Here is a 21,395-nt window from a genome sequence, read left to right on the forward strand (position 1 = left end):
AAATAATGAAAACTCTGATACTCTCACTGATCCTTGTTGTCTTCGCATCCCTGACATTTTCACAGGCAAAGCGAGATGATAAGAAGGCGGCGCCTCAAAGCGCTCCATCGCAGAACTCGAATGAAGGCGTGATCTGGGGGCAGACATTTGCCGACTATGCCTATGCTGCGCAGTCAAACGACCCTGCCCAAAAGGGGGCAAACGCATTTGTATTCCGCCGGATCTATCTTGGATACGATCAGGATATTTCCGAGCACTTTTCAGCGCGCGTTCTGTTGTCGGCAGATAATGGCGACACGGCGAAATCGGGAGCGATGGATTTCACTGCACAAGAGATCTATTTGGAATGGAAAAACCTTCTCCCTCTTTCGAGCATGTACTTTGGACTTTCCGCGACCCCTTCGATCGGGCTTGCGGAGAAACTATGGGGATACCGATCCCTTGAAAAAGTCATCCTCGACCGGAATGGCCTGGTGGCGATTGACGACATGGGCATCGGTGTGAGGGGGAAGCTTGCACAAGACGGAACCTCGGGATATGCCGTCTTGATCGCCAACGGCCAGGGCGTCAAGCTCGAAAATGACAAGCTTAAAAAAATTTACGGGGAATGCTACGGTACGCCGATGAAGAACAGCATCGGCGAGTTGTACGCCGATTTCGAAAATGCCGCAAATGCCGAATCGAAGTTCACTGGAAAGGTTCTCCTTGGATACCAGGTGCCGTCTGTCTCCGCCGGTGTAGAGGGCTTTTATCGCACGGTGCACAACGGTGCTGTCAATATCGTTCCTGTGGCGGACTCGACGTTGGCGGGAGGGTCCGCTTACGCCTCTTTTCAAATTGTGGAAAATGTCAGAGGCGTTTTGCGCGGGGATTATTTCGACGCAAATGCTTCGCAGAAGACTATTGGAGTCCGCGAGTTCTTCTCGCTACTCGGGGTTGATTATTCTCCGCTCCAGGATGTTCACGTCATTCCCAACGCGCTTTACACTCATCGCATGTACAAGGTCAGCCCTGCGCCGGGACCGGCGCTGGTTGATGATGTGACCATTCGTTTGACATTTGCCTACTCATTTGCGGGACGCATATAATGGCGGATGAGTACAGATCCATCAAATCCGCCTCAACGGCGGTGATGAAGGTTGAAGGCTCAAAGTTCATCGCTGGCGCTTTCCCGGTCGAAGGTCAATCCCAGGCAGAGGCCTCTCTTGCAAAGGTCCGCAAGGAATACTTCGATGCGACCCATCATTGTTTTGCCTATGCTTTAGGGAGCGAAGGGAAAGAGTTTCGGTATTCCGACGATGGGGAGCCGTCGGGAACCGGAGGCGTCAAAATTCTCGCCGCAATTCAATCAAGAAACCTCTCGGACATCTTAGTGGTAGTTACTCGGTACTTCGGCGGGACAAAGTTGGGCACCGGCGGGCTCGGCCGGGCCTACTTCGAATCGGCCGGTCAGGCATTATCAGGGGCTGAGGTGATCCAAAAATTGGTCACGGAGGAGTTGGAAATGACTTTTCCCTATGATGAAACGAGCAAGGTCATGAACGCGCTCTCCCATCTGAAAGCAAAAATTATCGATACGATCTACGATGACGATGTGACGCTTCGTGTGTCGGTCAGGAAAAGCTCGGAGAAATCGCTCGGCGAGACTCTCGTCGATGCGACACGCGGAAATATTGCCCTCAAACATCCCCCGAAATAATGTCTTTTCTCCCTAGCGGCGTTGACCTTGCTTTACGAAGGCTTCAATTCCCCGCAAATCTTTGCAGTGTCGAGCGCGATCATCAGTTCCTCGTTTGTGGGAACGACGTACACCTTGACGCGCGAGGAGGCAGAGTGGATCGCTTTCTCTTTCTCTTTTGAACTGTTGCTTTCCTGATTCAACTCGATACCGAGAAATTTCAGATTATCGCAACACGCTTTTCGTACGTCAGGGCTGTTCTCGCCGATCCCTCCCGTGAAGACGACCGCATCGGCGCCTCCCATCGCCGCCATATATGCGCCGATATATTTTTTTATCCGGTACGTAAAGACGTCGAATGCATACTGCGCTTTTTTATTCCCCTCCCGCATCTCAGAAATAATTTCGCGCATGTCGCTGCTCACTCCCGATATCCCCATCAGTCCGCTGTGTTTGTTGAGAAGCGTGTTTGCCTCAGAATAATTGAGCCCTTCTTTGGACATGATGTGAAGAATAATGTACGGATCGATGTCTCCGCTGCGCGTTCCCATCAACAATCCTTCGAGCGGGGTCAACCCCATCGATGTGTCCACCGAAACACCCTTGTCAACGGCCGCCATGCTGCAGCCGTTTCCCAGGTGGCAGGTGATGAGCTTCAGCGATTTGTACTCCGCCCGCATCAGTTCCGCGGCGCGTTGAGAGACGAAGGAGTGGCTCGTGCCGTGAAATCCGTAACGTCGGATTTTGTGTTGAGTGTAGAGGGAATAGGGGATGCCGTAGAGATATGCATGCGGCGGCATTTTCTGATGGAATGCGGTGTCGAACACTGCTACCTGCGGCACGTTCGGCAGATGAACCTGGCATGCGTTGATGCCGCGGAGATTGTGCGGATTATGCAGCGGCGCAATGTCGATGTTATCGCGAATCCGCTTGATGACGTCCTCCGTGATCAGCACGGAAGCGCTGAACGCCTCCCCGCCGTGCACGACGCGGTGGCCGACGGCGTTGATCTGGCCTTTGTCGGTCAGGACGCCGTGATTTTTGCTGAGGAGCACGGCGAGAATGTACTCGATGGCTGCCGTGTGATCGAGAATTTCGCCGGTGATTTTTATTTCGTCGCCGTCGGAACGGAGGTTGGTCAGGACAGCGCCGTTCATGCCGATGCGGTCGACGATCCCTTTCGCCAGCGCCTGGCGGCTTTCAATTTCTATCAGTTGATACTTGACGGAGGAGCTTCCGCAGTTGATGATGAGAATGTTCATGATGTCAGATTCGTTTCGGGTGTAATGGAATATCAGGAAGTTCGTTTTGCCTGGTCGTTGTACTTAAAGAATCCTTCGCCGCTTTTTCTCCCCAGCTTTCCTTCACGCACCATCCGGCGGAGAAGCGGGCACGGGCGGTATTTTGCTTCGCCCAATTCGTGGAAGAGCGATTCCATCCACGCGAGGACCTCGTCCAATCCCATCATGTCGGCCAATTCGAGCGGTCCGTATTGAAAGTTGTAGCCAAGCTTCATTGCCGTGTCGATGCCGTCGGCGGTCGCGACGCCTTCCATCAGCGCGTGCATCGCTTCATTCAGCAGCGGAACGATAATGCGGGTCGTCACGAAGCCGGGGTATTCGAAAACTTCGACGACGGTCTTTCCGATGCGCTCGGCAAATGTCCTCATAATCTCGAATGTTTTGTCTGAGGTTTTGAGCCCCCGCACCAATTCCACGAGGGGCACTTTGGGAACCGGATTAAGAAAATGCATCCCGATCACTTTGTCAGGACGTTTTGTGACGGCCGCGAGTTTTGAAAGGGAGAGCGTCGAGGTGTTGGAAATAAAAATCGTTTCGGGGTCGCATAGAGTATCAAACTCGGAAAAGATTTTTTTCTTCAATTCAAAATTCTCGTCGACCGCCTCGATAATGATATTGCACTGAGTCGCAGTCTTGAAATCGACCGAACCGTGAATTCGGGAAAGGGTGGAATTCTTTTCGCTTTTGGTCATCGTCCAGCGCTGGATCTCCCGGTCCATGCTCTCTTTCAGGAGATTGGTCATTGTATCAAGCTGCTTCTGGTTCTTCTCGATCGCGACGACTTCGATTCCGTGCGATGCGATTGTTTGCGCGATGCCCTGTCCCATCACCCCGAAGCCGATAACGGCAACTGCGTTGATCCCATCTTGATCGTTCTTTTCAAGCTTAAGGTCGTTGAGAATGTCTTCTATCTTGATATTTGTTGCCATTGGAAGATCTTTCATTCAAAAAAATAATTGAATTTGCCCTTATTTAGTCAAAAGTAGTGCCAGTCAGTTAAGGGCGTAATTCTACTCGAATTCGACTTTTTGCCCCTTTCTGATTGGTGAAATTGCAAAAAATCACGTTTCAACTTACCCAAAAATGGAACTCAAGTCAATAAGTCTATTCATTAGCGATCCTCCGAAGAAAGCACGGCAGCAGTGGCTCAATTAGCGTACTCGATAATATTTTCTGGGTTTTGATTCAGTGAAGAATCGACTTCCGCCACGTTCATATTTGTCAATTCAAAGAGTGTGTTTGAAAAAAAAAGTATGAAGTCAAGGGGGGCGTTATTGACATTTTTCCGGCTTTTGTTTATTTTCATAATGTCATTGAGCGTTGGAAACCAAATCTCAAGGATAGTTGTTAGATATCTCAAGGCAGATCAGCGTTTTTTTTTGCACCGAAATAAGACATAATCAGTCGGGTATAGTTAGTGTTAAAGCTCTCAAAAAGGGTCGAATACGGGCTGATTGCCATCAGGCACATTGCAGCCGCAGAGTCGGGAAGAATTACGACCGCGAAGGAGATCGCCGACAAATACAAGATTCCGTACGAGTTGCTGGCAAAGGTGATGCAGCGGCTCGCAAAACGAGGGCTGATAATTTCGCACCAGGGAGTGTATGGCGGGTATACCTTAGCGAAAGGGGCGAACGAACTTTCGATCTCGTCCATCATTGGCGCGATCGAAGATCAATTGCCGGCAATCACCCAATGTATCGCAGAAAGTCCCGACAGCTGCTCCATCTATGATAATTGTACGATCAAAAATCCGCTCGGGAAAATTCAGTCAAACATCGACCAGGTTTTCAAGACGATGAAATTATCCGAGATCGTCTGACGATGAAGCTTCCGATTTACATGGACAATCACGCAACGACGCCGGTCGATCCCCGGGTCGTCGAAGCAATGCTTCCGTTCTTTACGGAACACTTCGGCAATGCTGCGAGCCGTCAGCATCGTTTCGGCTGGATCGCGGAGGAGGCGGTGGAAAATGCACGGAAGCTGATCGCCGGTCACATCAATGCGGATGCAAAAGAAATCGTCTTTACGAGCGGCGCGACTGAATCGAACAATCTTGCGTTGAAAGGCATCGCCGAGGCGTATTCAACGAAAGGAAGGCATCTCATCACGGCCAAGACCGAGCATCGATCAGTGCTCGATGTCTGCTCTGCACTGGAGCTGGTCGGATTTCGCGTTACGTACTTGGACGTCGATGAGTGTGGAACTGTTTCCCCTGAGGCGCTTCGTGATGCCCTGAGCGGCGAAACGATCCTCGTCTCGGTGATGATGGCCAACAACGAGATCGGCACCATCGCTCCGTTGATGGAGATCGGCAAGATCTGTCTCGAGCGCGGTGTTCTTCTCCACACTGACGCGACACAATGTTTTGGTAACATTCCGTTGGATGTCAAAGCGTTGAACGTGCACAGTATGTCCATCAGCGCCCATAAGATTTACGGTCCGAAAGGGATCGGAGCGCTGTACGTGCGAGGCAAAAATCCCCGAGTGAGACTTGTTCAGCAAATGGATGGCGGAGGACATGAACACGGTATGCGTTCGGGCACATTGAATGTTCCGTCGATTGTCGGCTTCGGAAAAGCCGCTCAGCTTGCCGGCCAGGGGCATGACGCCGATTCCGTGCGGATCGCTGGGCTTCGCGATCTGTTGGAAAAGCGATTACTTGCCGCCGGAGATTCGCATCGAAACGGTCATCCAACGGAACGGTTGCCGAATAATCTGAACATCACTTTTCCGTATGTGCATGCCGATGATTTGATCGTCGCGTTGAAAAATGATGTTGCCATTTCTTCCGGTTCAGCATGTTCATCCGCCGACCACGAGAAAGCAAGAGTCTCGCATGTCTTGTCTGCGATCGGGCTTACGGATGAAGCGGCCCAATGCACGGTTCGCATCGGCCTCGGAAGGTTCAATACCGAAGAAGAAGTCGACTATGCGGGAGGAAAAATCATTGAGGCTCTGCATCGATTGCGCGAAACGTCGCCGCAGTATCAAATGATCAAACATACGAAGGGGGCAGCAGTTTCAGCCTCCGTACATTAGCATCGAAGAGAACATCGACAATGAAAAAATCATCGACGATCATCAACAATCAGGTTGAATTCCTTCATTTTCTGAAGGCAAAATTCCCGTTGTATCATCTTTCGAACTTCTTTTTCCGGGACCTGCATTACGGCATCATCAGTTTTTTCGAGCAGAGACATCTGAAGATCGGTTACGGGGATGCGGAGCACGTTGCCCGGGAAGTTGCTCAACATTTTGAAAGACAAAATATCTTCAAGAAAGTCAACCAGCAGGGATGGGTGCTGTTGTACCCTGAGTTTACGGCTAAAAAAGCATCATAGCACCGGCGATCACACTTAAAATTTACCATCACAAGGAGAAGCAACAATGTCTGAAGTGCTCACAGCGCAGGGTCCTCAGCCGCAGACGATGATTCCGGATGAGATCCAGTTGACGGAAAAAGCGGCAGCAGAAGTGAAAAACATCAAGGCGTCGAACGGTATCCCCGAATCGCACGGCTTGCGCCTCGGCGTCAAAGGGGGCGGATGTTCCGGCCTCACGTACGTGCTCGCATTCGATGAAAAGGCGAACGAAAAGGACAACGTGCTCGAACTCCACGGCATCAAGGTATTCGTGGATCAAAAGAGCATGTTCTATCTTTCGGGAACGGTGCTGGATTTTACCGACGGACTGAACGGCCGCGGATTCGTGTTCAACAATCCTCAGGCGACCAAAACCTGCGGGTGCGGCAGTTCATTCGGAGTATAATTTGAAAGAGTGTAATTTTATCGTGGAGTTCTGATGCAAGAATCGATGGAGACCCTTGTCAACAAGGAATACAAGTACGGCTTCGTCACGGATGTCGAGACCGACGCTATTCCGAAGGGGCTGAATGAAGAAATCATCCGCTTGATCTCGCAGAAAAAGGATGAGCCCGAGTTCATGCTCGAATGGCGTTTGAAGGCGTTTCGTCATTGGCTGACGTTAAAGGAGGAGCCGCATTGGCAGAATTTTGAGTATCCGCCGATCGATTATCAGGGCATCATTTATTATGCCGCGCCGAAGAAGAAGGCGAAACTGAACAGCCTCGATGAAGTCGACAAGGAGATTTTGGCAACATACGAAAAACTAGGGATCTCGATCACCGAGCAGAAGCGGATGAGCGGCGTAGCGGTCGACGCGATCTTCGACAGTGTGTCCGTGGCAACCACCTTCAAAGAAAAATTAGGCGAGCTTGGAATTATTTTCTGTTCGTTTTCGGAAGCGCTGCGGGAGCATCCTGACCTGGTGAAAAAATACCTCGGCTCCGTCGTTCCGTATACCGACAATTTTTTTGCGACGCTGAATTCGGCGGTCTTTAGCGACGGTTCGTTCTGTTTCATCCCGAAAGGCGTCCGTTGTCCGATGGAGCTTTCGACGTATTTCAGGATCAACACGGCAGAAACGGGGCAGTTCGAACGGACGCTTATCGTTGCAGAAGAAGGGGCGAGCGTCAGCTATCTTGAAGGCTGCACCGCGCCGATCCGTGATACGAACCAGCTTCATGCCGCGGTCGTCGAGTTGGTCGCTCTGGACAACGCCGAGATCAAGTATTCGACTGTGCAGAATTGGTATGCCGGCGATAAAGAGGGAAAAGGGGGCATCTATAATTTTGTCACGAAGCGCGGGAAGTGCCTGGGAAAGAATTCGAAGATCTCCTGGACGCAGGTTGAAACCGGCTCCGCGATCACGTGGAAGTATCCAAGCGTCATCCTGCAGGGGGACAATTCAGTCGGAGAATTTTATTCGGTTGCCGTGGTCAACAATCGCCAGGTTGCGGATACCGGCACGAAGATGACCCATATCGGGAAAAATACGAAGAGCACGATCATCTCGAAGGGCATTTCTGCGGGATTTGGCGGAAACACCTACCGCGGCTCTGTCAAGGTTCTGCCGAACGCAACAAATGCCAGAAATTATACCCAGTGCGATTCGATGTTGATCGGAGACAGGTGCAGCGCGAACACGTTTCCATACATCGAAGTGCGCAACACGACGTCGAGCGTGGAACATGAAGCATCAACGTCGAAGATCGGCGAGGACCAGCTTTTCTACTGCAAACAGCGCGGCATCGATACTGAAAATGCGATCTCGATGATCGTCAACGGATTTGCGAAAGAGGTCTTCAAGAACCTTCCAATGGAATTCGCCGTCGAAGCGCAAAAACTGCTCGGCATAAGTTTGGAAGGAAGCGTTGGGTAACAATCGACAGTGAACAATCAACAGCTAACGATCAAGAACTAAAACCTTATCCATAGAGAACCAATGCTGGAAATAAGAGATCTTCGAGCGAATGTTGCAGGTAAAGAAATTTTAAAGGGGATCAATCTCACCGTGAATGCCGGGGAGGTGCACGCTGTGATGGGACCGAACGGTTCCGGCAAAAGCACGTTGGCGCAAGTACTCGCTGGACATCCGTCCTATGAGGTCACAGGGGGCTCGGTCATGTATGACGGCAAAGACCTTTTGGACATGGATCCTGAAATCCGCGCGCAGGAGGGAGTTTTTCTTGCGTTTCAGTACCCGGTGGAAATTCCCGGCGTCAGCAACAGCTATTTTTTGAAGGCAGGACTCAACGAGATCCGGAAGCACAAAGGGCTGGAAACCCTCGATGCGATACAATTTCTTAAGCTGCTGAAGGAGAAAATGAAATTCGTCGAGATGGATGCCAGTTTCATTAATCGGCCGGTGAACGAGGGGTTTTCCGGCGGCGAGAAGAAGAGAAACGAGATCTTGCAGATGGCAGTGCTCGAACCGAAGCTCGCGATTCTCGACGAGACCGATTCAGGACTGGACATCGATGCGCTGAAAATTGTCGCCGGCGGAGTGAACAAACTGAAACGGCCGGACAATGCAGTCATCGTCGTCACCCATTATCAGCGATTGCTGAACTATATCGTACCCGATTTTGTACATGTGCTGGTGAATGGACGGATCGTAAAATCGGGGGGTAAAGAACTCGCGCTGGAGCTGGAAGCGAACGGTTACGATACGGTGAAAGAAGAAGCAGAATCCGTTGCAGGCTGATTCAACAAAGAACAAGGAAGCAATGCAAACATCGCAAGAGATCCAACGGTATCTGTCAGACTTTCTGTCGTTTGACCACAACGGTGCCGGACATGATCCGGAATGGCTCAAGCCAATTCGCCATGCCGCGATCGGAAAATTTTCCGAGCTTGGTTTTCCGACAATCCATCAGGAAGACTGGCGCTTCACGAATATTCTTCCGCTGACCAAGACGCATTTCCGCCATGCATTGCGATCTTCATTGCCGAATGTGAGCCGCCGAAAGATCGACCGGCATATTTTGCCCGAGTGTTCAAAGTCAATCCTTGTTTTCATCAACGGCCATTTCAGCAAAGAGCTCTCGGACACGTCCGGCTTGCCGAAAGAAGTTATTGCCGGGGGATTGGCCGATTCTTTTTCGACACATGACGCCATCGTCCAGCGTTATCTTGGCAAGCATTTCCCGATCCAGGGTCATCCTTTTGCCGCTTTGAACACCGCATTCATCCATGATGGTGCGTTCGTTTACGTCCATGAAGGAGCCAATGCCGGGGCGCCGATTCAATTGCTCTTTATATCTGTTTCTCTCGATCCAGATCATTCCGTCGCTTATCCCCGGAATCTCATCATTGCCGGGCCTCGTTCGGCGGCGACCTTTGTTGAAAGCTATGTTTCGTTGTCCAGCGACGTCTATTTCACAAACAACGTCACTGAAGTTCTTATCGGAAATGGGGCGGCAGTAGATTTTGTAAAAATTCAAAACGAAAGCGACAAAGCATTCCATGTCGGGGCGATGCAGGCCCGACAGGAGAACCGGAGCAGATTCACGGTGTTCAGCCTCGCGCTTGGCGCAGCGATCGCACGCAATGATATCAACATCGCCATTGACGGCGAGGATTGCGAGACGATGCTGGACGGCCTTTATCTTCCCTCCGGCGACCAGCTCATCGACCATCACACCTTCATCGATCATACGAAGCCGAACTGCTCGAGCCGGGAGATCTTTAAGGGGATCATCACCGGCAACTCCCGTTCTGTCTTCAACGGAAAAATTTTGGTGCGGAAGGAAGCGCAGAAAACCGATTCCAAGCAGACGAACAAGAACCTGCTTCTTTCCGACACGGCGACCGTCGACACGAAACCTCAGCTCGAAATATTCGCCGATGATGTGAAATGCACCCATGGCGCAACGGTCGGGGGCCTGGATGCGCCTTCTCTCTTTTATGTGAAGAGCCGCGGCATCAGCGAAGAAGCGGGAAAAGCACTGCTCACGGTCGGTTTTGCCGGCGAAGCAACCAACTATATCAACAACGAAGCGCTGCGGAAACATGTGGATGCGCTCGTGATTGAACGACTGCAGGAAAAAGTAGTGAAGACATCTCTACCGGAGATTGTACATTCCGAAACGAAATCGTTATGAAGCCATCGACAGAAATTCTGACGAAAGAGAAGGGAACCGGCGCCGAAACGTCGTTTGACGTGGCCCGGGTGAGAGAAGACTTTCCTATTCTCGCTCAGAAAGTTCACGGCAAGCCCTTGGTCTATCTCGACAACGCTGCTACCAGCCAGAAGCCGCAGGTCGTTGTCGATGCCTTGACAAAATACTATGCGTCGCAGAATGCGAACATTCACCGCGGCGTTCACGCGCTGAGCGAGCTTGCAACGTACGAGTATGAAAAAGCCCGCGGAAAAGTGAAGCTTTTTTTGAACGCTTCAGATTCACGAGAGATCATTTTCGTCCGCGGGACGACCGAAGGAATTAACCTTGTCGCCCAAAGCTATGGACGGAAATTTATCAAGGCCGGCGATGAGATCATCGTCTCCGCGATGGAACATCATTCAAACATCGTTCCGTGGCAGCTGTTGTGCGAGCAGACAGGAGCTGTGCTTCGGGTGATCCCGATGAACGACAGCGGCGAGCTGCTGATGGATGAGTACAAAAGATTGTTGAACAAGAATACCAAATTTGTCTCAGTTGTCTATCTTTCGAATTCGCTCGGCACGATCAATCCCGTGAAAGAGATCATCAAATACGCGCACGAGGCCGGCGCTCCCGTGCTTATCGACGGAGCCCAGTCGACTCCGCATCTTGCCGTCGATGTTCAGGAACTCGATTGTGATTTCTACGCCTTCTCGGGACACAAAATTTGCGGACCCACCGGCATCGGCGTAGTATACGGGAAAGCGAATTTGCTGGAAGCGATGCCGCCGTATCAAGGGGGAGGGGACATGATCAGTTCGGTGACGTTTGAGAAAACGACCTATAATTCTCTCCCGTATAAATTTGAGGCGGGGACACCGAATATTGCCGACACCATTGCCATGGGCGCTGCCATCGATTATGTTCACGGCCTCGGATTAAAGAACATCGCCTCGTACGAACACGAGTTGCTGGCGTATGCGACGGAGAAAATTTCGGCCATAGAAGGCGTGCGGATCATCGGGACGGCGGAGAAGAAATCGAGTGTTGTCTCGTTTGTTGTCGGGAATATTCATGCGCACGATGTAGGAACGATCGTCGACCGCGAAGGGATCGCTATCCGCACCGGGCATCATTGTACGCAGCCGGTGATGCGACGGTTCGGAATTCCAGCGACAGCACGCGCATCGTTCGCATTCTACAACACAATGGAAGAAGTCGACAAACTCGCCGGAGCGCTTCTGCACGTTAAGGAGATTTTTGGGTCATGAGCAGCGAGCTGAACGAACTGTACCAGCAATTGATTCTCGACCATAACAAGAGCCCGAGAAATTTCGGAAAGCTGGAGCACGCGACGAATCACGCGGAAGGGTACAATCCTCTTTGCGGCGATCATTTTACCGTATTTGTGGAAATGGACGGAGACGTGATCAAAGATGTGAGTTTCCAGGGATCAGGGTGTGCAATCTCCAAGGCATCCGCGTCCATGATGACGACTGCGGTGAAGGGAACAAAAAAGGCGGAGGCAGAGAAGTTGTTCGAGAAATTCCACTCCGTCGTCACGCGCGACATCCACAAAGGGATCGACGATCTCGATGAGCTTGGATGTCTCGGAGCGCTTGCCGGCGTTGCGGAATTTCCCGCGCGAATCAAATGCGCAAGCCTTGCCTGGCACGCTCTCCATTCAGCATTGAGATCGGACGGCGCTGTCGTATCGACCGAAGATACCGGGGCCAATTGACCGGGAGCGAGAGAAAAAATGGAAAATTCAGATTTTAATACGTTCGAATTGTTGATCATGAAAGACCAGATCATTCAGGCGTTGAAAACGTGTTTCGACCCGGAGATCCCTGTCAATATCTACGAGTTGGGGTTGATCTACAATGTCGACGTCGATAAGACCGGCGGAGTGCAGGTCAAAATGACGCTGACTTCTCCGGCTTGTCCGGCAGCACAGAGTCTGCCGCCGGAGGTGAAGCAAAAAGTCGAAGCAGTGAAGGGAGTAACGTCGGCTCAGGTGGATGTGGTGTGGGAGCCGCGATGGGATCCGAGCATGATGTCCGAGGAGGCAAAGCTTGCCTTGAATATGTATTGAATCCGCTTTCCGCAAAGAATTTCGAAAAATTATTCTTTCATTTTAACCATTCTCATAAGGAGAAATAGCAATGGCCCACACGTTACCCGCACTTCCGTATGCTTTCGACGCTCTCGAACCGTACATCGATGCCAAGACGATGGAAATTCATCACGATAAACATCACGGTGCGTACGTCACCAATCTGAACAATGCACTGTCAAACAATCCCGAGCTTCAGAACAAATCGGCCGAAGAGCTGATCAAATCGCTGAACTCGCTTCCCGAAGCGGTCCGTACGGCGGTCCGCAACAACGGAGGCGGCCACGTCAACCATACGATGTTCTGGCAGCAGCTCAAAGCCGGCGTCAAGGAACCGACATCGGGAAAACTCATCACTGCGGTCAATGCAGCGTTTGGATCGACCGCAGCGTTCAAAGAACAATTCAACAAAGCGGGACTCGGCCGATTCGGATCCGGATGGGCATGGCTCGTCGTCGGCAAGGACAAGAAACTTGCGATCCTCTCGACTGCGAATCAGGACAATCCTTTGACCGACGGCATTACGCCGATCCTCGGCTGCGATGTCTGGGAACACGCGTATTACTTAAAATACCAGAATCGCCGCGCAGATTATCTTGCTGCATTCTGGAATGTTGTCAACTGGTCCGATGTCTCCGACCGATTCGATGCTGCATCCAAATAATGCATGAACAACGCCGGGGACGAATCAGGTCGTCCCCTTTTTCCATCTTCACATTATGAGCACTGGCCGGTCTCGGCATCTCCCGCTTTTTCCGCTCAAAGTGGTCCTCTTTCCCGGATCGCTCTTGCCTCTTCATATTTTTGAAGAGCGTTACAAAACATTGATCCGGGAGAGTATCGAGAATAATTCTGAATTCGGCATCAATCTTATCGAGAACGATAAGATCGAACCGGTCGGCTGCAGCGCGATTGTGAAGAATGTCCTCCGCGAGTATGACGACGGACGATTGGATGTTGCCGTGGAAGGGAGGAGGCGCTACACGCTCGGAGAGTTGATCGACGGTGGAACGCCGTACTTCCTCGCAGAGGCGACGTTCTTCGACGACAAAGCTGAGAAGATCAATTATTCAATGCGCCGCCGGGCGATAGAACTGTACAACAAATTCGTCGAGATCGCCTACAAAGGGACTGTCGTCGCGGCCAACGAAGCCTCTTCCGACATGAAGATCTCGTTCCTCCTGGTGCAGAAAGCGGGTTTGGAGCTCAGGGAGAGGCAGAAATTCCTTTCGCTTCGATCTGAGAATGAGAGACTCAGCGTTTTGAACCGGCACCTCGAATCGATGCTCCCGCTCCTGACATCGAACGAAAAATACGAGCGGATCGTGATGAACGATGGGTACCTCGCTCCATCGTAAATTGCTTCTTGATTTCCGGCCGACATTTTTTTATTTTGATCGAGAATGGAAAAGGGACAAAAAGTCACGGAGATCATCTCGATTCTCAAGTCCCCCGCAAAGCGGCCGGCGGCCGAGCCTCATTACTGGCAGTATTGCGTCAATTGCGGTACGCAATTGGACAGCCGGAAATGCAAGCTCTACTGCCCCAAGTGCGGATTCTATCACTCATGCAGCGAACCATAACACTCACACCAAGGAGATGTTCATCATATGAATAAAAAAGGCCTGCGGGTCAGCCAGAAGCACCGGAAGCGCCAGCGAAAGCTGAAGGCAAAAATGAAAGCCATGCTTTCCAACAAGAAAAAAGCATCAGCATAAACAGCAACCCTCTCAACCGAGAGGGTTGTTCGTTTATTGCTAATCGTTCACCATTTCGATATATTTTGACGAAATCCAATTCGAGAGCGATGCTCGCAGCAGGCCCTGATATTCTTCATTCACCGTTTATTCTCAGACGCGGAGAGAAGTCGATCGACCTTTCTTCTCGCACGCATATCATGGGTGTGTTGAATGTCACCCCCGATTCATTCTCCGACGGAGGAAAATTCTTCGACAAAGAGCAGGCCGTTGCGCACGCTTTGCAGATGGTCAGAGACGGCGCTGATATCATTGATGTAGGGGGCGAATCGACGCGTCCGAAAGGTCCGTACGGCGAAGGGGCAGAAGAAGTCACAGCCGATGAGGAGATCAGAAGAGTTGTGCCGGTGATCGAAGAGCTTTCTTCCCGGTCGGATGTTCTGATTTCCGTCGACACGTACAAATCTGCCGTGGCGGATGCTGCGCTGAGGGCAGGGGCCGCAATCGTGAACGACATTAGCGGTCTCAACTATGATGCCGCTATGGCTTCGGTTGCCGCTGCGCACGGCGCCGCGTTGATCGTGATGCACATCCAGGGGACGCCAAAGACGATGCAGCACGATCCGGTTTATAAAAATGTCGTTGAAGAAGTGAAAGAGAGCCTTTCACGGTCGGTCGAAAAGGCGCGCGATGCGGGCGTTGAAAATATTTTGGTCGACCCCGGAATCGGTTTTGGAAAAAGGCTCGAACATAATCTTTCTCTCATAAGAAATTTGCACCGGCTTGCCGAATTGCACTGCCCGATCGTCATCGGGCCGTCACGAAAGGGGTTTATCGGTACACTGCTGAATCTTCCTGTGGACCAACGCGTGGAGGGGACGGCCGCCGCGGTCGCTGCTTCGGTTATTTATGGGGCGAATATCGTGCGGGTGCACGACGTCAAAGAAATGAAGCGTATCGCCGTCGTTGTCGATGCGATCATGGAAGCTCGCTAGAAAGTCCAATCCATCTCTATGGAACTTTTTAAAATCGGATTTATCACGTTTTCCCTCATCGACCTGTTCGACATCGCCGTCGTCTCTTTCATCTTTTACCGGCTCTACATCGTGATGAGGGGGACGATCGCCGCCCAGATCTTCGTAGGAATGGTCGTGATCATCGGCTTTTCGTTTCTCGCACAGGCCATCAACCTGAAAGCGATGGGCTGGTTGTTCCGCGCATTGACGGACATTTGGGTGATCGCCTTTGTCATATTGTTCCAGCCGGAGATCCGCCGCCTTCTTTCCACGATCGCGCGCAACAGGATCGTCCGGATGTTTTTGCGCATCGACGTCGATGAATCGATCGAAGAAATTGCCAGCGCAGCTGTCGACCTTTCGAAGAAAAAACAGGGAGCACTGATCATCATCGCCCGCGGGACCGGCTTGAAATCTGTGAGCGAATCCGGTATCAGTCTGCAGGCGCGGGTCAGCAGATCATTGCTCCTGTCGATCTTCAATCCCAAATCCCCGCTCCACGACGGCGCAGTGATCGTGAGCGACAGGACCATCGAAGCCGCGCGGTGCACGCTGCCCTTGTCTGCAGTGACACGAGTGGGGGATATCGTGCTGGGGATGCGTCATCGAGCAGCTCTGGGCATTTCCGAGCAGGCGGACGTCATTTCTGTCGTCGTGTCGGAAGAGACGGGGACAATTTCTCTTGCGGAGGATGGCGTCCTGATGCGGGGTTTGAAGTCCCAGGAACTCCGGAAAGAACTGCGCGAGCGGCTTGTTCTTTCGATGGAACGATCGTGGAAGAACATCTGGCACGCCGTGCAGGACGAAGTGTAGCTTTGAACGATTGGAGTCAATGAAGAAAATCGGCGTTATCATTCCTGCGTTCAATGCGGAGCGGACCGTTGGCGCAGTGATCGACGGGGTTAAGAAACATGTCGCTGGCGAAAATATCGTCGTTGTCGACGATGGCTCACTGGACAAAACGGCTGAGGTCTCAGCCGCCGCTCACGTTCGGATACTGAGCCATTCATCAAACAGGGGAAAAGGGGCCGCTCTCCAGACCGGGTTTCTCTTTGTGCTCCAGAGTCCTTTCGATGCCGTTATTACACTGGATGCCGACCTTCAACATCCCCCTGAATTCATCGCGCAATTTATCGATTGCTATGCATCCGATACGTTTGACGTCATTATCGGAAGCCGGCTTCACGATAAAAAGAAGATGCCATTCCATCGGGTCCTTTCGAATACCATCACCACTTTTCTCGTGAGTGCGAGGACTGGGCGAGCGATCGCCGACAGCCAATCGGGCTATCGTCTCATTGACAAAAAGGTTCTTCAACGCGTTTGCTTGACTTGGGAGGGTTTTGAAGCGGAAACAGAGTTCATCATTAAAGCGGCCGCGGCCGGATTTCGCTTTGGTTTCGTTCCTATCGAGACGGTCTATGCCGGAGAGAAAAGCAACATGACGCATCTCGCAACGACACTGAATTTTGTGAAAGTGCTGTTTCAGGACTATTAGGCCGGCCGCAATTTTCTAAAAGTTAGATAAATATTTTGATGTCGCGTGGGACGATTTGAAATTGAGCGAAAAGAAATGATCTCGCTGTTGGAATCGAAGGGGATCACAGACCCCAGCGTTCTTTCGGCGATGGCAAAAGTCGAACGTCATCTTTTTGTCGAACAGCCGTTCGTCAATCGCGCTTATGAGGACAGCGCGTTGCCGATAGGCAATGAGCAGACGATCTCCCAGCCCTATACCGTTGCATTTATGACGCAGGCGCTCTTAGCGAGACCGGGGGACAGGGTGCTTGAAGTCGGCACCGGCTCGGGGTATCAAGCGGTCATTCTCGCAAAGATGGGATGCAGAGTCTTCACGATCGAGCGCCATCTCGGCTTGCTGGCAGAGGCCAGGAAGATGTTCGACAAACTGAATCTCCGTGTCGCATCGAAAGGAGGGGACGGCACGGTCGGCTGGAATGAGTTCGCTCCGTTCGACGGCATCATCGTCACCGCAGGCGCTCCTACCGTTCCCGATGCATTGAAGCAGCAGCTTGCCGATGGCGGCCGGCTCGTCATTCCGGTCGGCGACCGTGAGGTCCAAAAAGTCCTTGTGATCAAAAAAGAGGGGAGCGCATTTGTGACCGAGGAAACCTTCGGTTTCAAATTTGTCCCTCTCGTCGGAAAAAATGGATGGAGCTGAACAGCCCGCTTCCCACAATTCTCGTCATCGTAGGCCCCACAGGTTCGGGAAAAACCAGTCTCGCCTTAACGATAGCGAAGCGCACCCCGGCCGAGATCCTTTCCGCAGATTCCCGTCAAGTTTATCGATATCTCACCATCGGAACCGCAAAACCTTCTGCCGATGAGTTGAAGGAGGCAAAGCATTATTTTATCGACGAGATCCTTCCCGACCAGCATTTCAGCGCAGGAGAATTCGGCGTCGAAGGAAGAAAAATTATCGGCGATATCGTAAAGCGAAAAAAACTCCCGATCGTTGTCGGCGGCACAGGATTGTATGTTCGTTCGCTCGTCGATGGATTGTTCGCAGGTCCCGGACGGAAGGAAGACCTGCGTGATGATTTGGAAGCCAGACTGGAGTCTGAAGGAGCAGAGGTCCTACTTGAGGAATTGCGCCGCGTTGACCCCGAAGCAGCGGCGAGGATGCTTCCCTCGAATCAGCGCCGGATCATCCGGGCGCTCGAAGTTTACTACGCCACCGGCAAACCGATCTCTCAGCATCATGATGAGCACAAGAAGAAAAAAATCTTCAACCCGGTATTTGTCGGATTGCATTGGGAGAGGAAAAGATTGTACGAACGGATCGATTCGCGGGTCGAGAAAATGCTGGCGGCCGGTTTTGTGGATGAGGTGAAAAATCTGCTCTCCCGCGGCTATGACGACCGCCTCAAATCACTTCAGACGGTCGGCTATAAGGAGGCGTTTGCCTTCTTGCGAGAAGAGATCGCCATCGACCGCATGGCTGAACTGATGAAACAGAATACGCGGCGGTTTGCAAAACGCCAGTTAACGTGGTTCAGAAAGGATGAGCGGATTCGCTGGTTCGACATCGAAAAAGAGGATGAGATTCCTCAGATCGCCGAAGAGGTTTTGATTTTACTGAAATAATTTTGTATTATGATCCTATGGGCCGTTAGCTCAGCTGGGAGAGCGCGTGAATGGCATTCACGAGGTCAGCGGTTCGATCCCGCTACGGTCCACATACCTTTCAGATTTTTCCAACCGCCCAGAACGCAAAAAGGGAACAGCGATGTTCCCTTTTTTATTGTCGGGGCGGGGAGATTCGAACTCCCGACCTCTTGGTCCCGAACCAAGCGCTCTAGCCAGGCTGAGCCACGCCCCGTCTCTCTGCTCCTTCTAAGCTCTTCAAACATATCAATATACGAACGATTGCCCGCTTTGTCAACGAAGTTTACATAATATGATTCGCCGATCCGTCTTCTTAAAAAAGATAGAGGCGTGATTTTTTTCCATTTTGTACTTGACAAATGCCTTCCCATAGTATATATTCCACTATAGTAAATATATATATACTATGTAAAGGATTTCACTATGTCGTCTGTCGATCTCACTTCCCGCCAGCAAAAGGTCTATAACTTCGTGAAACAGTTCATCGAGGAGAACGGCTATCCGCCGACGCTGCAGGACATCTCTGATAAGTTGAAGATCCAGCCGAGCGCCGCGCGGATGCATCTTCTTCTGATGGAGAAGAAAAAGGCGCTGCGCTATGTTCCGAACACGTCGCGGGGGATCGAACTGCTGCATGAACGGCCGGCCGGCATCCCGATCTACGGAAGCGCGCCGGCGGGGCATCCGTTTGCCTCCCAGGAAAATATGGTCGATACGTTCGAGGTCCGGCGCTACATCACCGCCTCCGACGATCTCTTCGGCATTTACGTGCGCGGCGACAGCATGAAGGACGCGCAGCTTTCTACCGGCGACCTCCTGTTTGTCGACCCTAAAAAGGACCCCCGCAACGGCGAGATTGTCGTTGCTGCTGTAGAAGGGGAGCCGACCATCAAACGGTATTATAGAGAAGAGGCGGGCATTGTGCTCCGTCCGGAAAACAAAAAATACAAGCCGATTCACGTCAGCAGGAGCGACGAGAATTTCAAAGTGCTCGGCGTTGTGGTCGGCATGATCCGGGCGCTTGACAAAAAGAAGATCGATGCATTGACCGATGAATACAAGGCATATTCGAAAGCGTCATGAGAAGCGAGGCGGTTATGGCAACATCGACATATTCTGTAGAAGAAGAACGCCAGATCAATTTTTATCTTAAGCGGATCCTTGACCTGCTGAGCGTGCGCATTCCGGACGATCATTTTGGGACAGTGGAGATCGCTTTCCCGCGCCAGAACGGGAAGATCGCCGGGGAGGTGGAAATCAAATTGAGGTCAAAACACCGCCGGGGGAAAATAGACTAATGGGGTCGATGTTTGGTAATTCTCGTAGGAGCTCATGATGTCCCGTGCAACCGGAACTTTTGAAGTGAAACTCGACCCTCAGGCCTTGGCAGACAGATCCGCAAATGCTATGCTGGGAAGATTGTCGATCAATAAACAGTTTCATGGCGACCTCGAAGCGGTCAGCAAAGGAGAGATGCTGAGCGCGGGGACGGGCGTCAAAGGCTCGGCGGGGTATGTTGCGATCGAGCAGGTGGATGGAACCTTGCACGTTGCCGCAGCGGCAGTTTTGTGCTGCAGCATAGCGGTACGATGACGCGCGGCGCTGCCCAATTGAGCGTGACCGTGGTTCCCGATTCCGGTACCAATCAACTGGCCGGGCTTGCCGGCACGCTGGTCATCACGATTGTTGATGGAAAGCATTTTTACGATTTCGATTATACGCTCGGGGAAGTTCATTAAGGTAACTGTCTGCCAACACCGTACAATCGTAAGGAGAATATCATCATGGGCAAACAACTGATCTTGCGGAAGACGATGCGCATCGATGCTCCGGTGCCGAAGGTGTGGGAAGCATTGACTTCTCCGGCGTTGATAAAGCAATACTTCTTCGGAACCACGGTCATCTCCGATTGGAAAGTTGGTAGTCCCATCCGTTTTACCGGAACGTGGGAAGGGAAAGGATACGAGGACAAAGGGACGATCCTGAAATTTGAAAAACAGAAAGTCTTCCAATACAATTATTGGAGCTCTTTTTCGTCGCTCCCCGATGCTCCTGAAAATTATTCCGTTCTGACGTTTGAGCTCACGCCGCGCGGCAACAGCACCGAGCTTTTGCTGACGCAGGACAATATTCCCAGCGAGGCGGCGCTGGAGCACACGGGCAAGAATTGGGACGGTGTGCTGGGGACGATGAAGAAGCTGGTGGAGAAATAAAATATAGCCGCGAAATCATCCAGGGCAAAATAATCAAGGGAAGAAATAGTGAAAGGGCAGACTTCTGAACGGCAAAACGTACGATGAGATGCCTGAAATGCTAGAGCTAGAAAGAGTATAGTGCTATGAACTCATCCAGGATGTCGATGCTATTTGTTGTAGTTTTTCTTTTCATTTTTTTCAATTTGAGATTATATGCCCAGGATTCCTCGCATTCAACAACTAAGGAAACAGCCGTGACGTCTCAGAACAACAACCATCGTATCGACTATATCGAATTCTCCGCCACGGATATTCCGGCGATTAAGAGCTTTTACACGGCTGTTTTTGGCTGGAAATTCACCGATTACGGTCCGGATTATGTCAGTTTTGAGGATGGCCGGATCAGCGGAGGCTTTGCAAAGGCTGCGAAGATTTCCGGGAACGGGGCGCTCATCGTCATTTATGCTACTGAGCTGATGAAAACGGAGGAAGCCGTTGTCCGCAGCGGCGGGAACATAACGAAGCCGCCGTTCGATTTCCCCGGCGGACGCCGTTTTCATTTTACTGATCCGAGTGGAAATGAACTTGCCGTATGGAGCGAGAAGTAGCGGATGATATAATGTTCTGTTGTCACCCCCCTTGATTTCCCCTTGGGAGAGAGGGAAATCCTGTCCCTCCCCTTTCAGGGGAGGAGCAGAGCGGGGTTTGGATAAACTGATTTGACATAGCACCAGGGTTGTTGAGAAACTCAAGCCCGGTTTTACGGAGAACACAGAGGGCGTTCCCGTGAGCCGG

25 protein-coding genes, 2 tRNA genes and 1 pseudogene are annotated in these 21,395 nt (G+C 51.6%); 25 read left to right on the plus strand and 3 right to left on the minus strand.

All coding sequences use genetic code 11. The annotated features are described in order from the left end of the window. Window positions 1-5 precede the first annotated feature (5 nt). On the plus strand, window positions 6-1,088 hold the full coding sequence (locus VMF88_10895) for a hypothetical protein (protein HTY11569.1): 1,083 nt from the start codon (window positions 6-8) through the stop codon (window positions 1,086-1,088). Then, complete coding sequence (locus tag VMF88_10900; GenBank protein HTY11570.1) at window positions 1,088-1,699, plus strand: YigZ family protein; 612 nt, start codon at window positions 1,088-1,090, stop codon at window positions 1,697-1,699. Before VMF88_10895 ends, VMF88_10900 begins: the two co-directional genes overlap by 1 nt. A gap of 32 nt (window positions 1,700-1,731) precedes the next feature. Here the strand turns inward: VMF88_10900 and VMF88_10905 are convergent, their stop codons facing one another. Together VMF88_10905 and VMF88_10910 are read right to left on the minus strand one after the other, a co-directional pair. Beyond that, window positions 1,732-2,940 (minus strand): acetate kinase, encoded by a 1,209-nt coding sequence (locus VMF88_10905; GenBank protein ID HTY11571.1) that lies wholly within the window; start codon window positions 2,938-2,940, stop codon window positions 1,732-1,734. A gap of 32 nt (window positions 2,941-2,972) precedes the next feature. Further along, window positions 2,973-3,908, minus strand: coding sequence for a 3-hydroxyacyl-CoA dehydrogenase NAD-binding domain-containing protein (locus VMF88_10910; protein ID HTY11572.1), 936 nt, complete (start codon window positions 3,906-3,908; stop codon window positions 2,973-2,975). A gap of 488 nt (window positions 3,909-4,396) precedes the next feature. Here VMF88_10910 and VMF88_10915 point away from each other — a divergent pair, with 488 nt between their 5' ends. The 18 genes from VMF88_10915 (at window position 4,397) to VMF88_11000 (ending at window position 18,476) form a co-directional block, all read left to right on the plus strand. Continuing rightward, window positions 4,397-4,801, plus strand: a complete 405-nt coding sequence (locus VMF88_10915; GenBank protein ID HTY11573.1) for an Rrf2 family transcriptional regulator — start codon at window positions 4,397-4,399, stop codon at window positions 4,799-4,801. Between the two features lie 2 nt (window positions 4,802-4,803). Further along, window positions 4,804-6,024, plus strand: a complete 1,221-nt coding sequence (locus VMF88_10920) for an aminotransferase class V-fold PLP-dependent enzyme (GenBank protein HTY11574.1) — start codon at window positions 4,804-4,806, stop codon at window positions 6,022-6,024. 20 nt (window positions 6,025-6,044) lie between these two features. After that, entirely contained in the window at window positions 6,045-6,326 is a 282-nt protein-coding gene (locus VMF88_10925; protein ID HTY11575.1) for a hypothetical protein, read from the plus strand. Window positions 6,327-6,372: 46 nt separating this feature from the next. After that, window positions 6,373-6,753, plus strand: coding sequence for an iron-sulfur cluster assembly accessory protein (locus VMF88_10930; GenBank protein HTY11576.1), 381 nt, complete (start codon window positions 6,373-6,375; stop codon window positions 6,751-6,753). 33 nt (window positions 6,754-6,786) lie between these two features. Then, complete coding sequence (gene sufB / locus VMF88_10935; GenBank protein HTY11577.1) at window positions 6,787-8,226, plus strand: Fe-S cluster assembly protein SufB; 1,440 nt, start codon at window positions 6,787-6,789, stop codon at window positions 8,224-8,226. A gap of 63 nt (window positions 8,227-8,289) precedes the next feature. After that, a complete protein-coding gene (gene sufC, locus VMF88_10940; protein ID HTY11578.1) occupies window positions 8,290-9,051 on the plus strand; it encodes a Fe-S cluster assembly ATPase SufC in 762 nt (253 codons plus the stop codon). Window positions 9,052-9,073: 22 nt separating this feature from the next. Beyond that, window positions 9,074-10,450: a Fe-S cluster assembly protein SufD gene (gene sufD / locus VMF88_10945; GenBank protein ID HTY11579.1), complete on the plus strand. Its 1,377-nt coding sequence runs from the start codon at window positions 9,074-9,076 to the stop codon at window positions 10,448-10,450. Next, window positions 10,447-11,721 carry a cysteine desulfurase gene (locus VMF88_10950; GenBank protein HTY11580.1) on the plus strand — a complete coding sequence of 425 codons (1,275 nt, stop codon included), beginning with the start codon at window positions 10,447-10,449 and terminating at the stop codon, window positions 11,719-11,721. Before sufD ends, VMF88_10950 begins: the two co-directional genes overlap by 4 nt. Beyond that, window positions 11,718-12,191 (plus strand): SUF system NifU family Fe-S cluster assembly protein, encoded by a 474-nt coding sequence (locus VMF88_10955; GenBank protein HTY11581.1) that lies wholly within the window; start codon window positions 11,718-11,720, stop codon window positions 12,189-12,191. Before VMF88_10950 ends, VMF88_10955 begins: the two co-directional genes overlap by 4 nt. Before the next feature lie 18 nt (window positions 12,192-12,209). Next, window positions 12,210-12,545 (plus strand): SUF system Fe-S cluster assembly protein, encoded by a 336-nt coding sequence (locus VMF88_10960; GenBank protein ID HTY11582.1) that lies wholly within the window; start codon window positions 12,210-12,212, stop codon window positions 12,543-12,545. Window positions 12,546-12,615: 70 nt separating this feature from the next. Beyond that, complete coding sequence (locus tag VMF88_10965; protein HTY11583.1) at window positions 12,616-13,230, plus strand: superoxide dismutase; 615 nt, start codon at window positions 12,616-12,618, stop codon at window positions 13,228-13,230. Between the two features lie 55 nt (window positions 13,231-13,285). Beyond that, the gene (locus VMF88_10970) at window positions 13,286-13,924 is read left to right on the plus strand and encodes an LON peptidase substrate-binding domain-containing protein (protein ID HTY11584.1); all 639 of its coding nucleotides are present in this window, start codon (window positions 13,286-13,288) and stop codon (window positions 13,922-13,924) included. A gap of 449 nt (window positions 13,925-14,373) precedes the next feature. Then, on the plus strand, window positions 14,374-15,258 hold the full coding sequence (gene folP / locus VMF88_10975; protein ID HTY11585.1) for a dihydropteroate synthase: 885 nt from the start codon (window positions 14,374-14,376) through the stop codon (window positions 15,256-15,258). A gap of 18 nt (window positions 15,259-15,276) precedes the next feature. Beyond that, window positions 15,277-16,092, plus strand: a complete 816-nt coding sequence (gene cdaA / locus VMF88_10980) for a diadenylate cyclase CdaA (protein HTY11586.1) — start codon at window positions 15,277-15,279, stop codon at window positions 16,090-16,092. 19 nt (window positions 16,093-16,111) lie between these two features. Beyond that, window positions 16,112-16,777 carry a glycosyltransferase family 2 protein gene (locus VMF88_10985; GenBank protein ID HTY11587.1) on the plus strand — a complete coding sequence of 222 codons (666 nt, stop codon included), beginning with the start codon at window positions 16,112-16,114 and terminating at the stop codon, window positions 16,775-16,777. Between the two features lie 45 nt (window positions 16,778-16,822). Continuing rightward, the gene (locus VMF88_10990) at window positions 16,823-17,458 is read left to right on the plus strand and encodes a protein-L-isoaspartate(D-aspartate) O-methyltransferase (GenBank protein ID HTY11588.1); all 636 of its coding nucleotides are present in this window, start codon (window positions 16,823-16,825) and stop codon (window positions 17,456-17,458) included. Further along, window positions 17,449-18,384, plus strand: coding sequence for a tRNA (adenosine(37)-N6)-dimethylallyltransferase MiaA (gene miaA, locus VMF88_10995; GenBank protein HTY11589.1), 936 nt, complete (start codon window positions 17,449-17,451; stop codon window positions 18,382-18,384). The genes VMF88_10990 and miaA overlap by 10 nt, the downstream gene beginning before the upstream one ends. 19 nt (window positions 18,385-18,403) lie before the next feature. Next, a tRNA-Ala gene (locus VMF88_11000) sits at window positions 18,404-18,476 on the plus strand. Window positions 18,477-18,544: 68 nt separating this feature from the next. Here VMF88_11000 and VMF88_11005 read toward each other — a convergent pair. Further along, window positions 18,545-18,619, minus strand: a tRNA-Pro gene (locus VMF88_11005). 209 nt (window positions 18,620-18,828) lie between these two features. On the opposite strand from VMF88_11005, the gene lexA reads away from it, so the two are divergent. From lexA to VMF88_11030, 5 genes and pseudogenes are all read left to right on the plus strand, one after another. After that, window positions 18,829-19,488, plus strand: a complete 660-nt coding sequence (gene lexA, locus VMF88_11010) for a transcriptional repressor LexA (GenBank protein HTY11590.1) — start codon at window positions 18,829-18,831, stop codon at window positions 19,486-19,488. 14 nt (window positions 19,489-19,502) lie between these two features. Continuing rightward, on the plus strand, window positions 19,503-19,703 hold the full coding sequence (locus VMF88_11015; GenBank protein ID HTY11591.1) for a hypothetical protein: 201 nt from the start codon (window positions 19,503-19,505) through the stop codon (window positions 19,701-19,703). Between the two features lie 34 nt (window positions 19,704-19,737). After that, window positions 19,738-20,144: pseudogene (locus VMF88_11020) on the plus strand (DUF3224 domain-containing protein). Window positions 20,145-20,189: 45 nt separating this feature from the next. Further along, window positions 20,190-20,618: an SRPBCC domain-containing protein gene (locus VMF88_11025; protein ID HTY11592.1), complete on the plus strand. Its 429-nt coding sequence runs from the start codon at window positions 20,190-20,192 to the stop codon at window positions 20,616-20,618. A gap of 236 nt (window positions 20,619-20,854) precedes the next feature. Beyond that, window positions 20,855-21,208: a VOC family protein gene (locus VMF88_11030; protein ID HTY11593.1), complete on the plus strand. Its 354-nt coding sequence runs from the start codon at window positions 20,855-20,857 to the stop codon at window positions 21,206-21,208. Window positions 21,209-21,395: the final 187 nt, after the last annotated feature.

Source organism: Bacteroidota bacterium, from assembly GCA_035506275.1.
GTDB lineage: Bacteria > Bacteroidota > Ignavibacteria > UBA10030 > UBA8401 > JAGVPT01.

Coding starts and splice junctions, on each gene's coding strand:
- VMF88_10960 (HTY11582.1), top strand. CDS start 12,210: ATGGAAAATTCAGATTTTAATACGTTCGAATTGTTGATCATGAAAGAC.
- miaA (HTY11589.1), top strand. CDS start 17,449: ATGGAGCTGAACAGCCCGCTTCCCACAATTCTCGTCATCGTAGGCCCC.
- sufD (HTY11579.1), top strand. CDS start 9,074: ATGCAAACATCGCAAGAGATCCAACGGTATCTGTCAGACTTTCTGTCG.
- VMF88_11025 (HTY11592.1), top strand. CDS start 20,190: ATGGGCAAACAACTGATCTTGCGGAAGACGATGCGCATCGATGCTCCG.
- VMF88_10950 (HTY11580.1), top strand. CDS start 10,447: ATGAAGCCATCGACAGAAATTCTGACGAAAGAGAAGGGAACCGGCGCC.
- VMF88_10930 (HTY11576.1), top strand. CDS start 6,373: ATGTCTGAAGTGCTCACAGCGCAGGGTCCTCAGCCGCAGACGATGATT.
- VMF88_10910 (HTY11572.1), bottom strand. CDS start 3,908: ATGGCAACAAATATCAAGATAGAAGACATTCTCAACGACCTTAAGCTT.
- lexA (HTY11590.1), top strand. CDS start 18,829: ATGTCGTCTGTCGATCTCACTTCCCGCCAGCAAAAGGTCTATAACTTC.
- VMF88_10895 (HTY11569.1), top strand. CDS start 6: ATGAAAACTCTGATACTCTCACTGATCCTTGTTGTCTTCGCATCCCTG.
- VMF88_10905 (HTY11571.1), bottom strand. CDS start 2,940: ATGAACATTCTCATCATCAACTGCGGAAGCTCCTCCGTCAAGTATCAA.
- VMF88_10985 (HTY11587.1), top strand. CDS start 16,112: ATGAAGAAAATCGGCGTTATCATTCCTGCGTTCAATGCGGAGCGGACC.
- sufC (HTY11578.1), top strand. CDS start 8,290: ATGCTGGAAATAAGAGATCTTCGAGCGAATGTTGCAGGTAAAGAAATT.
- VMF88_10970 (HTY11584.1), top strand. CDS start 13,286: ATGAGCACTGGCCGGTCTCGGCATCTCCCGCTTTTTCCGCTCAAAGTG.
- sufB (HTY11577.1), top strand. CDS start 6,787: ATGCAAGAATCGATGGAGACCCTTGTCAACAAGGAATACAAGTACGGC.
- folP (HTY11585.1), top strand. CDS start 14,374: ATGCTCGCAGCAGGCCCTGATATTCTTCATTCACCGTTTATTCTCAGA.
- VMF88_10900 (HTY11570.1), top strand. CDS start 1,088: ATGGCGGATGAGTACAGATCCATCAAATCCGCCTCAACGGCGGTGATG.
- cdaA (HTY11586.1), top strand. CDS start 15,277: ATGGAACTTTTTAAAATCGGATTTATCACGTTTTCCCTCATCGACCTG.
- VMF88_10920 (HTY11574.1), top strand. CDS start 4,804: ATGAAGCTTCCGATTTACATGGACAATCACGCAACGACGCCGGTCGAT.
- VMF88_10965 (HTY11583.1), top strand. CDS start 12,616: ATGGCCCACACGTTACCCGCACTTCCGTATGCTTTCGACGCTCTCGAA.
- VMF88_11015 (HTY11591.1), top strand. CDS start 19,503: ATGGCAACATCGACATATTCTGTAGAAGAAGAACGCCAGATCAATTTT.
- VMF88_10925 (HTY11575.1), top strand. CDS start 6,045: ATGAAAAAATCATCGACGATCATCAACAATCAGGTTGAATTCCTTCAT.
- VMF88_10955 (HTY11581.1), top strand. CDS start 11,718: ATGAGCAGCGAGCTGAACGAACTGTACCAGCAATTGATTCTCGACCAT.